The sequence below is a fragment of the Micromonospora sp. NPDC047753 genome (genome assembly GCF_040642735.1).
Taxonomy (GTDB): domain Bacteria; phylum Actinomycetota; class Actinomycetes; order Mycobacteriales; family Micromonosporaceae; genus Micromonospora.
The window spans coordinates 1-11,705 of the sequence record NZ_JBEYSL010000188.1; the positions used below are offsets into that span (position 1 = coordinate 1).

An 11,705-nucleotide genomic window follows, 5' to 3' on the forward strand; every position below is an offset into this window, starting at 1 on the left:
CGAGCCACCGTTCGAGCACCTCGCGGCGGAACACGTCCAGGTCGGGCCGTCGGTGTCGGGAAACCCCTGGCCGAGGTTGACCGCGCCGGTGCGTACGGCGAGGGCGGACATCTCGGCGAAGATCGTCGTTCCGAACGGCCGCATCCGGGCCACCAACGGGTCGACATCGGTGCTCGTCGTCACCTGCGCCAGCCTACGGCCATACCCGGCTCGGACCCCAGCCTCAGTCGCGCCCGCAACTGGTCGACCAGTACCCCCGGGTCTTGTCGACGACCGGCTTGCCGGCACCGGTGACCGTGACGGTGCAGTCGAGTGGTCTCTCACCCTCATCGTCGGCCCATCTGGCCTCCACCATGACCCGGCTCTTGCCGTTGGTCCGGATGGTGGTCCGCCAGGGCAGCTTCTGGCCGTCGACGTGGATGAGGTCGCTCTCGGCGTCGAAGTACGCGAGGTCGACGACACCCGACCCGCTGAGCTGGTAGACCACCGTCACGGGTGCCGGTCCTGACGTCGGCCGGGTGACCGGCTTCTTGCTGGGGGTGGGGGACGTGGTGGGAAGCTGCGGGGCGGTGGGTCGCTCCGGGATGATCGGCCCGGTGGTGGGCGCCGTCCAGCCGTCGTCGTCGGGGACGACCCACGGCTCCTCGGCGACCGGGTCCGGGTCTGTCTGATCGAGCCACAGGCCGGCCACGCAGAGGCAGCCACACACCAGTAGGACGAGTGCCACGACGGCCGCGACGACGATCCCGACGATCCGCCCGCTGCTCGTGGTCGTCTTGCCGGGGCCCTGCGGATACCCGGGGTAGGCGTAGGGCGGCGGATAACCGGGCGGCGGCCAGCCGGTGCCGGGGGGCGGATAGCCGGTGCCGGGCGGCGGCCAGCCAGCGGTCTGCGGCTGCCCGCCGGGCATGGGCCACCCCGTCGGCGGTGGCGATCCGGCCGACGGCGGGCCTGAGGAGTCGGGGAACCACGGGGATGTCTGCGGGTCGGGCGACCACGGCGTCGCGGACGGTTGTGGCGTCCACTGGGTGGCGGGCGGTGACGGCGTCCACGGCGCGGCCGGCGGGGGTGGCTCCCAGGGTGCCTGCGGGGCCCACGGCTGGCCCGGCGCCAGCGGGTCGGGGGCCGGAGACGAAGCCGTGGACGGCGGCGCCGTCGGGTCCGGCGGAAGTGCGGGGGAAGCCGGGTCCGGAGCGGACGAGGGAATCGGGTCGGGCGGCGGCGCGTCGGACATGGCTGCTCCGGGCGGGAGTGGGTATGGGACGAACGGGCCGTGGACGGGAGCGCCAAACCCGCCGAGAGACTTCCGCACCCGAAGGCGTGTCGCAACCCCGCCCTGCGGCGCGGGGCGCGAGGGGCCTGTGACGCTCGTCCCGTTGCGGCCGCGTAGGCACTGATCGCTCAGATTCCGTGATTGATAACCCGACTTTCGAGCAACCAACGTGAGTGAAACTGGGTTAGGCTGCGGGCCATGTGTGGAATCGTGGGATACGCGGGCGCGCGCCCCGCACTCGGCATCGTCCTCGACGGGCTGCGGCGGCTGGAATACCGTGGCTACGACTCGGCAGGCGTCGCGATCGTCTGTGACGATCAGCTGCTGACCGAGAAGAAGGCCGGCAAGCTGGCCAACCTGGAGAAGGTGCTGTCCGAGCGGGCCGCCGACGACCCGACCTCCTGCGCGGCCAGCCCGATCGGCATCGGTGACGGCACCACCGGCATCGGCCACACCCGGTGGGCCACCCACGGCGGCCCGACCGACCGCAACGCCCACCCACACGTCGCCCCCGACGGGCGGGTCGCGGTGATCCACAACGGCATCATCGAGAACTTCGCCAAGCTCCGCGCCGAGCTGGAGGCCGACGGCGTCCAGTTCACCAGCGACACCGACACCGAGTGCGCCGCGCACCTGCTCGCCGCCGCGCTGGCCGACCTGCGCGCCGCCGGCCAGCCGGACAGCCCGCAACTGCTCGCCGCCGGCATGCGCGTGGTCTGCCAGCGCCTGGAGGGCGCGTTCACACTGCTCGCCGTGGACGCCGCCGTGCCCGGTGCGGTCGTCGGCGCCCGGCGCAACTCGCCGCTGGTGGTCGGCCGGGGCGACGGGGAAAACTACCTGGCCAGCGACGTGGCCGCGTTCATCGAGCACACCCGGGAAGCGGTCGAGCTGGGCCAGGACCAGATCGTGCTGATCACCGGTGACAGCATCGAGATCACCGACTTCGAGGGCCAGCCCGCCGCCGGCCAGGACTTCCACATCGACTGGGACTCCTCGGCCGCGGAGAAGGGCGGCTACGACTGGTTCATGCTCAAGGAGATCGAGGAACAGCCGCAGGCCATCGCCGACACGCTGCTGGGCCGGCTCACCGAGAGCGGTGAGATCGCCCTCGACGAGGTCCGCCTCAGCGACCAGGATCTGCGCGACGTCGACAAGATCTTCATCGTGGCCTGCGGCACCGCGTACCACGCTGGCATGGTCGCCAAGTACGCCATCGAGCACTGGACCCGGATCCCGTGCGAGGTGGAGCTGGCCAGCGAGTTCCGCTATCGCGACCCGGTGCTCGACCGGTCCACGCTGATCGTGGTCATCTCGCAGTCCGGCGAGACCATGGACACCCTGATGGCGCTGCGCCACGCCAAGGAGCAGAAGGCCCGGGTGCTGGCGATCTGCAACACCAACGGCTCGACCATCCCCCGCGAGTCCGACGCTGTGCTCTACACCCACGGTGGGCCGGAGATCGCCGTCGCCTCCACCAAGGCGTTCCTCACCCAGGTCGTCGCCTGCTATCTCATCGGCCTGCACCTGGCCCAGGTGCGCGGCATCAAGTTCGCCGACGAGGTGGGCGCGGTGGTCGCGCAGTTGCAGGAGATCCCCGGCAAGCTGCGTGAGCTGCTCGACCGGATCGAGCCCGTCCGCGAGCTGGCCCGGGAGCTGAAGTCCGAGCCGACGGTGCTGTTCATCGGCCGGCACGTCGGCTACCCGGTGGCCCTGGAAGGCGCGCTGAAGCTCAAGGAGTTGGCGTACATGCACGCCGAGGGCTTCGCCGCCGGTGAGCTGAAGCACGGCCCGATCGCCCTGATCGACAAGGGCACCCCGGTCATCTGCGTGGTGCCCTCGCCGGTGGGCCGGGGCATGCTGCACGACAAGGTCGTCTCCAACATCCAGGAGGTACGGGCGCGGGGCGCGCGGACCATCGTGATCGCGGAGGAGGGCGACGAGGCGGTCGTCCGGTACGCCGACCACCTGATCTACGTGCCGCGTACGCCCACCCTGCTGGCCCCACTCGTCACCACTGTCCCGTTGCAGGTGCTCGCCGCCGAGATCGCCGCCGCCCGGGGACACGACGTGGACCAGCCCCGCAACCTGGCCAAGTCGGTCACCGTCGAGTAGACACCCCGCACGTCAGGAACCCCGGTCGCCGCGTCCCGCCGCGGCCGGGGTTCCGTCGTCACCGGCCCAGCACGACACGGGCCATCCCGTCCAGCGCCGGGTTTCCCGCCTCCCAGTAGCCGGTGTGCCCGCCACGGCCGCTGGGGAGCACCCGCCCGCCGAAGCCGGGATCGGCCGGGTCGTGACCGAACCACAGCTCGTGCCCCGTCCGGCCGGGCCAACCCAGCACGGCGGCGAGTGGTGCCGCTCCGAACAGGGCCCGCCGGCCCAGCTCATCCGGCGACCGGGCCGCCCGGATCACGTCGTCGGGGGCGCTGCTCGCCCAGACCTCCCCGGTCGGCACGCCCAGCTCGGTGGCGTGCGACGCGCCGACACCGGGGGAGCCGACGAAGACCAGCGCGTCGGCGGCCAGGCCGTGCTCCCGGGCGGCAACACCCACCACCAGCGACCCGTAGCTGTGCCCGAGCACCGTCTGCCGGGCCGGCGGCCCGTCGTGGCTGACGCGCAGCCCCTCCTGGAAGCGGTGCAACGCCGGGCCGGCGTCCCGGGCCTGACCCGCCGAGGCGGCCTCGGTCAGCAGATCCGGAGCGTCGTAGTCCAACCAGAGCACCGCCGCGCTGCGCTCATCCGGGGCGAGCGCGGCGCACCGCTCCAGCACCCGGGCCGCCCTGCCCAGCTCGCCGGAGGCGTCGTCCAGGCCGGCGGTCATCCCCGGCACGTAGGTCAGCACCCGGTCGGCGTGGTCCGGGTCGCCGAGCGCCACCACCGCCCGGCCCTCACCCGCCGGATCCAACCCGAGCAGGTACGCCCGCGGCGCCTCGCCGGCCGTCAGCCGGCCGACCAGCGCGTCCAGACCGGCCAGCCGCCCGGCCACCCCGCGCAACCGGATCAACGCGAGCGGCCCCGGCGGCACCTGGGACAGCAGCCGTCGCCGCTCGGCCAGCAACTCCGTACGCCAGGCGTCGAGCCGTAACCGGTTGGCCTGGTCCCGGGCAGCCACCGGCAGCCCGTCCAGCCGGCCCACCAGGGCCGGCTCGCGAACGATCAGCCACCGTCGCTGCGCCGGCGTCAACCCGGACCACCAGGCGCTGACCAGCGTGGGCGCGGCACCGAGGGCCGGTCGGCCCGGCGGGGGCGGGGACGCCCAACCGGTGCCGGCGGCCCTGGCCAGCTCATCCAACCGGTCCGCGGCGACCCGGTCCGCAGCGGCTGCCCCGTCGAGCGCGGCCCGCAGGGCCGCGGCCACTCCAGCCGCGGCGACCCCGGCCCGCTCGGTAGGTCGATACCGGGCGGGATCGACCCGCACCGCACCCGAGCGGTCCACCAGCAGGCCGGCCGCATCGGCCTGGGCGACCGCCTGGGAGAGCCGCGCCTTCGCCACCGCCAGCCCACCGGACAACTCCGCCAGCACCTGGTCGACCTCGATCAGCGCTGGTGCGATCGAGGCCAGCTCGTCACGCAGACCGTTGAGGCGGGTGTCCGCCGCCGTGGCTGCCGTACCCGACCAACCGTCCCGCAACCGCCCGGTGGCCGCCCGCAGCTCGCCGAGGCGCCGATCGAGTGGCCTCGCCAACCCCGCCCACGCCACCCCGGCGGCCCGCCACGCACCAGGATCGACAGCCCACAGCTGTCGGTAACCGACGCTGCTCACCGAGGTAGGGAGGCGAACCGGCCGGCGGCCCGGTCGTCCACCGTCTCGTACGCGTCGGCCGCCGCCCGGACGCCGCCGGACGTCGCCGCGACCCGGTCACCCAGCCGGCAGAACCAGGCGTGCACGGCCGCCTCCAACCCGGCCAGCGCCGCGCCGGCTCGCCATTCGGGCGCCGCCACCACCAGCCCGGGCAACCCCGCGAGGCCCAACGCCAACCGGTGCGCCTCGTCGTCGAGCAGGACGGCGACCGCCCGCAACTTCTCCGGCTGAACGGCGAACGGCTCGTCGGTCATGGCCACACCCCCGTGGACGATCGGCATCGACGCGCTCACGCTAGGCACCTGCCCGAGGCCGCGCGGTGCCCTGTGGACAGCCGACGTCGAGGCGTACCCCGGGGTGTCCACAGGCGTTGCCCAGCGCGAGCCCGACGGCTAATCTGCGGCCTCGACCGCCGGTAGGGTGGTGTGGTGATCGTCGCTGTCGGCATCGACGTGGTCCTGGTCGACCGGTTCGCCCGGGCCCTGGCACGGACGCCGCTGCTCGCCGACCGGCTCTTCACCGAGGCCGAGCGGCACACCCGCTCCGGCAGCCCGCGCTCGCCCGAGTCGCTCGCCGCCCGGTTCGCCGCCAAGGAGGCGGTGGCCAAGGCGCTCGGCGCCCCGGCCGGGCTCAACTGGCACGACTGCGAGATCGTGCCCGACCCGGCTGGCCGCCCCTGGCTGGCCGTCTCCGGCACTGTCGCGGCGGTGGCCGACGCGCGCGGGGTCAACCACTGGCATCTTTCGTTGTCGCACGACGGCGGGATCGCGTCGGCGATGGTGGTCGCGGAACGATGACGTCGGCCGGGAGGGCCGGTCAGGTCCGCCCGCTAACTGAATGGGACACGGTGGCATGAGAGCGGTGTGGCGGGTGGCCGACGTACGGGCGGCCGAGGCGGGGTTGATGGGCACGCTGCCGGAGGGGACGCTGATGCAGCGGGCCGCCGCCGGCCTGGCCCGCCGGGCCGCGCTCCTGCTCGCCGAGCGGGGCGGAGTCTACGGGGGCCGGGTGCTGCTGCTGGTCGGCTCTGGTGACAACGGCGGCGACGCGCTGTACGCGGGGGAGCGGTTGGCCCGGCGAGGTGTCCACGTGTCCGCCCTGCTGCTCACCCCCGGGCGGGCGCACGCCGCCGGCCTGGCCGCGCTGCGAGCCGCTGGCGGCCGGCTGGTCCAGGATCCGGCCGGCCCGATCGACCTGGTCCTCGACGGCATCGTCGGCATCGGTGGCACCGGTGGGCTACGGGCGAACGCGGACGAGGTGGTCCAGCGCCTCGGCGAGTTGCGCGGACGCGACGGGGGACGGGCCACGGTGCTGGCGGTCGACGTGCCCAGCGGGGTCGCGGTCGACACCGGCCACGTGCCGCTGTCCGCGTCCGGCCGGCCCACAGCGGTCCGCGCCGACGTGACGGTGGCCTTCGGCGCGCTGAAGCCCGCCCTGGTGGTCGGCCCGGCCGCCGCGCTGGCCGGGCAGGTCGAGCTGGTCGACATCGGGCTGCGGCCGTGGCTGCGCGGCACCCCGGCGCTGCGGGTCACCGAATGGTCCGACCTGGTCGACTGGTGGCCCCAGCTGGGCGCGGCGTCGGAGAAGTACACCCGGGGCGTGGTGGGGGTGTCGACCGGCTCGGCGACCTACCCCGGTGCGGCGGTGCTCTCCGTGGGCGGCGCCCTGGCCGGGCCCACCGGCCTGGTCCGCTACGCCGGCAGCGCCCGAGCCGAGGTGCTGCACCAGCACCCGTCGGTGATCGCCAGCGGGCGGGTCGCCGACGCGGGCCGGGTGCAGGCCTGGGTCTGCGGCTCCGGGCTGGGCACCGGCGCCGACGCGGCGGCCGAGCTGCGCGCCGTACTGGCCGCCCCGGTGCCGGTGGTGCTCGACGCCGACGCTCTGACCCTGCTGGTGGACGGCTCGCTCGCCGACCGGCTGCGGGGTCGGGACGCGCCCATCGTGGTCACTCCGCACGACCGCGAGTTCACCCGTCTCTGCGGGGAGGAGCCGGGCGCCGACCGGGTCAGCGCCGCGCTGCGGCTGGCCGCCTGGATGAACGCGGTGGTGCTGCTCAAGGGCGATCGCACGGTGATCGGCACGCCGGACGGTCGGGCGTACGTCAACCCGACCGGCACCCCGGCGCTGGCCACCGGCGGCACCGGCGACGTCTTGGCCGGGCTGCTCGGCTCGCTGCTGGCGGCCGGGGTACCCGCCGATCGGGCCGCCGCCTCAGCCGCGTACCTGCATGGGCTCGCCGGGCGGGAGGCGGCCCGGGGTGGGCCGGTGACCGCGCCCGACGTGGCGACCGCGCTGCGTCCGGTGCTGGCCCGGCTGGGCTGAACGGGACGGTTCCGGGCGCGCTGACCGGATCGCCCTGTCGGGACGTGCGTCGCCGCCCGCGGTGATCACGGCGGAAAGTAGGCTGGGGGCATGTGGCAGGCCGAGGTACGCGTCGATCTTGACGCCATCCGCGAGAACGTGAGCAGGCTCCGCTCCGGCACCACCGCCGAGTTGATGGCAGTGGTGAAGGCCGACGGGTACGGCCACGGCATGCTTCCGGCCGCCCGCGCGGCGCTCGACGCCGGCGCTGACTGGCTCGGTGTCTGCACCCTCGACGAGGCCCTCACCCTGCGGCGGGCCGGGGTGACAGTGCCGGTGCTGGCCTGGCTGCTCGCCCCCGGGTTGCCGCTGCACGAGGGGGTCAGCGCCGGGGTGGACCTGGGCGCGGCCAGCCTGACGCAACTGGACGAGATGATCGAGGCGAGTCGCCTCGCCGGGCGCCCCGCCCGCCTGCATCTCAAGATCGATACGGGGCTGTCCCGGGGCGGTGCGACAGTCGCCGACTGGCCCGCGCTGCTGGACGCCGCCGCGAAGGCGCAGGCCGACGGCCTGGTCGAGGTGGTCGGCGTGTGGAGCCACTTCGTGTACGCGGACTCGCCCGGCCACCCCACCACCGATCGCCAACTGGCCGTGTTCCACGAAGCGCTGGCGATGGTCGAGCGGGCCGGGCTGCGACCGCGCTGGCGGCACCTCGCCAACTCGGCCGCCACCCTCACCCGCCCGGACACCCACTTCGACTTGGTCCGCCCGGGCCTGGCCATCTACGGGCTGTCACCGGTGGCCGGCGAGACGTACGGGTTGCGGCCGGCGATGACCGCCCGCGCCCGGGTGATGCTCACCAAGCGGGTGCCCGCCGGCACCGGTATCTCCTACGGGCACGCCTACACCACGCAGGCCGACGCGAACCTGGCCGTGGTGCCGCTCGGGTACGCCGACGGGGTTCCCCGGCACGCGTCCAACACCGGCCCGGTCCAGCTCGGCGGCGTACGCCGGACGATATCGGGCCGGGTCTGCATGGACCAGTTCGTGCTCGACTGCGGCGACGACCCGGTGGCCGACGGCGACGTGGCGACGCTCTTCGGCAGCGGCGTCGACGGCGAACCGACGGCGGACGACTGGGCCGAGGCGGTCGGCACGATCAACTACGAGATCGTGACGCGGTTCGGCGGCACGCGGGTGCCCCGGGTCTACGACGGCGAGAAACCATGAGTTATCGCATTCCGCGTCCGAGGACGGCTGCGGGCCGGGTAGCGGGGATCGTCGGCGCGGCGGTGGGGGTGGCCGCGGCAGGTCTGGCGGCTGGCGTCGCGACCGAGCGGACCCTGGTCCGTCGGCTCAAGGCCGATCCGGCCGACCGCTACGCGCACGAGACGTTCGACAAGCAGCGGTACGACGAGGCGTTCCGCCTGGAGTTGCCGGACGGCACCGACATCCACGTCGAGGTGGTCGAGCCCACCCGGCCGGTGCCGGGGCACCCGACTGTGGTGCTGGTGCACGGCTTCTGCCTGGACATGGGGACGTTCCACTTCCAGCGCCAGATGCTCGCCGCCCGCGGTGACTACCGGATCGTGGCGTACGACCAGCCCGGTCACGGCCGGTCCGGCCGGCTGGAGACCGGGGAGTACGACCTCGCCGTGCTCGGCCGAACGCTGCGCCAGGTGATCGACCGAACCGCCCCGGACGGGCCGCTGGTGCTGGTCGGCCACTCGATGGGCGGCATGACGATCATGGCGTTCGCCGAGCTGTTCGGAGAGCTGTTCGGTGACCGGGTGGTGGGCACCGTTCTGATGGCCACGTCGGGCGGGCTCATCGCGGAGACCAAGCTGGTCGCGCCCGCGCTGCTCGGCCGGGTCGGCGGTCCGATGCTCTACATGGTCAGCAACGCCACCCGGTACGGCGGGCCGGTGATCGACAAGGCCCGCAAGTCGACGTCGAACGTGGCCTGGTTGCTGACCCGCAAGTACGGCTTCGGCACCCGCAAGCCCAGCCCGTCGCTGGTGTCCTACGTGGAGACGATGAACTCCCGGACGTCGGCCGACACGGTGACCCGCTACCTGCGGACCCTGGCCACCCACTCGCGCTTCCCGGCGCTGGCGGCGCTGGCGGCGACTCCGGTGCTCGTGGTGGTCGGCGACAAGGACATGATCACGCCGGTGACCCACTCCGAGGAGATCGTCCGCCGGTTGCCGCACGCCGAGTTCGTGAAGATCAAGGACAGCGGTCACGTGGTGATGTTGGAGCACGCGGACGAGGTCAACGCCGCCCTGGCGCGGTTCCTGGAGTCATTGCAGAGCGTGGAGGAACGGTGAGTCACGTCGTCAAGCTGCCGACCGTCGAAGACACTCGGGACTTCGGCCGGCGGCTGGCCGGGCTGCTGCGCGCCGGCGACCTGGTGCTGTTGACCGGCCCGTTGGGTGCCGGCAAGACCGCGCTCACCCAGGGCGTCGGGGCCGGGCTCGGTGTCCTCGGGGACATCACCTCGCCGACCTTCGTGATCGCCCGGGTACACCGCCCCGATCCGGCCCGGGGCGGCCGGGTGGCGCTCGTGCACGCCGACGCGTACCGGTTGGGTGACGCCACCGACCCGCGCGCCGAGATCGACGACCTGGACCTCGACGCCTCGGTGGACGACTCGGTGACAGTGGTGGAGTGGGGCGAGGGCCTGGTGGAGCAGTTGGTGGACGCGCACCTACGGGTTCGCATCGACCGCCGCGACGACGACACCCGCATCGTCGAGCTGGACCCGATCGGCGGTGACTGGGCCCGGCGGCTCGCCGACCTGGGCTAGGTCGGTGGCTGTCGTACCCGATGCCTAGAGTGCGGGGGACCGACCCGCGCTGTGAAGAGGTTCCCGATGCCCGACGACGCCCCCGCCCTGGATCTGCTGGCCCTGCTGCCGGAGCAGTGGCGCACAGTGCTCACCCCGCACCTCGACCTGGCGCGCACCGCCGCGCTTGGCGAGTTCGTCGCCCGGGAATACGCGACGCAGACGGTCTTTCCACCGCAGGAGGATCTGTTCTCGGCGTACCGGCTGTGCCCGCCGCAGGGCACCCGGGTGCTCATCCTCGGGCAGGATCCCTACCACCGGGCCGGGCAGGCTCACGGGTTGAGTTTCAGCGTCCGCGACGGTGTGACGGTGCCGCCGTCGTTGCGCAACGTCTTCAAGGAGTTGGGCGAGGACGTGGGCGTCCCCAAGCCGCGCAGCGGCAACCTCGACGGGTGGGCCGCCCAGGGGGTGCTGCTGCTCAACGCGGTGCTGACCGTTCGGCAGGCCACCCCGGGCTCGCACGCCAACGCCGGCTGGGAAGAGTTCACCGACGCGACGATCCGGGCACTGGACGCGGCACCGGACCGGGTGGTCTTCCTGCTCTGGGGCGGCTACGCCCGCAAGAAGGCCGCGCTGGTCACCAACCCGCAGCACGTGGTGCTGGAGGCGGGTCACCCCAGCCCGATGAACCCGCGCGGCTTCCTCGGCAGCCGTCCGTTCAGCGCCGCCAACAAGGCACTCGCCGACGCCGGCCTGCCCACCATCGATTGGGAGCGCACCGCCGGCTGAGCCGCTCGTCGACGTTGCACCGCCGAGCCGGCAGTTGACTCAGCTGTCGCTGGCCAACTGGCGGTCGCGGTAGCGGCGTAACAGTCCGGCGGCGCGCGGCTCGCTGAGTTCCAGCTCGACGAGCGGCACCACCTGGTAGATCCTTTCGCCGTGGCGCACCTCGATCGTCTCAGGCAGCTCGTCGCACATCGTGGCCCTGATTTCCCCGTACCGGGTAGACCACCGGCGTTCGCCCGGCTCCTCGGGCTCCAACCACACCCCGCCGAACTCACCCCAGCGGTCGTTCCACCGCTGCCCGTAGTTCGTCTCCAGCCAGCGGGTGAACGGTTTGGAGTCCTGCCAACGCAGGGCGATCTCCAGCGCGTCGACCGGCACTGGCGCGCCCTGTAGCAACGCCGCTGTGCAACCGGTGAGCACCTGTGGGAAGTCGGTGAGCCGGTCCAGCAGCCGGTCCAGCCCCAACCCGTCGATCCGCTCGGCGATCGACCGGGCGGCCAAGCCGTCGATCTGGGCGTCGAGGTGCGCGTCCAACGGCTCGACTCCGACGACCAACTGCACGTCCATCGCGGCAAACAGCCGTTCCAGCACCGGGATGGTCGGCGCTCGCTCACCACGTTCGAACCGGGACACCGCGGCCTGGTCGACCTCGGCCAACGCGGCCAACTGACGCTGGCTCAGGTCGCGCAGCTGTCGTTGATGCCGCGCGGCAGCACCGAGCAGGGTGACAAGGCGAGTCGATGACATCCCGGCAT

At 73.3% G+C, this 11,705-nt stretch carries 11 protein-coding genes and 1 pseudogene; 7 read left to right on the plus strand and 5 right to left on the minus strand.

Features of this window, described 5'->3' with window-relative positions:
- Together ABZ749_RS17480 and ABZ749_RS17485 are read right to left on the minus strand one after the other, a co-directional pair.
- Positions 1-144: pseudogene (locus ABZ749_RS17480) on the minus strand (aminotransferase); the annotation flags it as partial.
- A gap of 79 nt (positions 145-223) precedes the next feature.
- Positions 224-910, minus strand: a complete 687-nt coding sequence (locus ABZ749_RS17485; RefSeq protein WP_357228871.1) for an MmpS family transport accessory protein — start codon at positions 908-910, stop codon at positions 224-226.
- A gap of 561 nt (positions 911-1,471) precedes the next feature.
- Between ABZ749_RS17485 and glmS the strand changes: the two genes are divergently transcribed.
- On the plus strand, positions 1,472-3,385 hold the full coding sequence (gene glmS, locus ABZ749_RS17490) for a glutamine--fructose-6-phosphate transaminase (isomerizing) (RefSeq protein ID WP_357228873.1): 1,914 nt from the start codon (positions 1,472-1,474) through the stop codon (positions 3,383-3,385).
- Positions 3,386-3,443: 58 nt separating this feature from the next.
- Here the strand turns inward: glmS and ABZ749_RS17495 are convergent, their stop codons facing one another.
- Positions 3,444-5,036 (minus strand): alpha/beta hydrolase, encoded by a 1,593-nt coding sequence (locus ABZ749_RS17495; protein WP_357228875.1) that lies wholly within the window; start codon positions 5,034-5,036, stop codon positions 3,444-3,446.
- Complete coding sequence (locus ABZ749_RS17500; RefSeq protein ID WP_357228877.1) at positions 5,033-5,368, minus strand: hypothetical protein; 336 nt, start codon at positions 5,366-5,368, stop codon at positions 5,033-5,035. The genes ABZ749_RS17495 and ABZ749_RS17500 overlap by 4 nt, the downstream gene beginning before the upstream one ends.
- A 135-nt stretch (positions 5,369-5,503) precedes the next feature.
- Between ABZ749_RS17500 and ABZ749_RS17505 the strand changes: the two genes are divergently transcribed.
- From ABZ749_RS17505 to ung, 6 genes are all read left to right on the plus strand, one after another.
- Positions 5,504-5,872, plus strand: coding sequence for a holo-ACP synthase (locus ABZ749_RS17505; RefSeq protein ID WP_355009651.1), 369 nt, complete (start codon positions 5,504-5,506; stop codon positions 5,870-5,872).
- 55 nt (positions 5,873-5,927) lie between these two features.
- Positions 5,928-7,397: an NAD(P)H-hydrate dehydratase gene (locus tag ABZ749_RS17510; RefSeq protein WP_357228879.1), complete on the plus strand. Its 1,470-nt coding sequence runs from the start codon at positions 5,928-5,930 to the stop codon at positions 7,395-7,397.
- Between the two features lie 90 nt (positions 7,398-7,487).
- Positions 7,488-8,606, plus strand: a complete 1,119-nt coding sequence (gene alr, locus ABZ749_RS17515; RefSeq protein ID WP_355009653.1) for an alanine racemase — start codon at positions 7,488-7,490, stop codon at positions 8,604-8,606.
- Positions 8,603-9,706, plus strand: coding sequence for an alpha/beta hydrolase (locus tag ABZ749_RS17520; RefSeq protein ID WP_357199113.1), 1,104 nt, complete (start codon positions 8,603-8,605; stop codon positions 9,704-9,706). Before alr ends, ABZ749_RS17520 begins: the two co-directional genes overlap by 4 nt.
- Positions 9,703-10,185 carry a tRNA (adenosine(37)-N6)-threonylcarbamoyltransferase complex ATPase subunit type 1 TsaE gene (tsaE, locus tag ABZ749_RS17525; protein WP_238687793.1) on the plus strand — a complete coding sequence of 161 codons (483 nt, stop codon included), beginning with the start codon at positions 9,703-9,705 and terminating at the stop codon, positions 10,183-10,185. The genes ABZ749_RS17520 and tsaE overlap by 4 nt, the downstream gene beginning before the upstream one ends.
- Before the next feature lie 66 nt (positions 10,186-10,251).
- Positions 10,252-10,953 (plus strand): uracil-DNA glycosylase, encoded by a 702-nt coding sequence (gene ung / locus ABZ749_RS17530; RefSeq protein ID WP_357228881.1) that lies wholly within the window; start codon positions 10,252-10,254, stop codon positions 10,951-10,953.
- Between the two features lie 39 nt (positions 10,954-10,992).
- Here ung and ABZ749_RS17535 read toward each other — a convergent pair.
- The coding region (locus tag ABZ749_RS17535) for a helix-turn-helix transcriptional regulator (protein WP_357228884.1) at positions 10,993-11,705 on the minus strand (713 nt) is incomplete at its 5' end.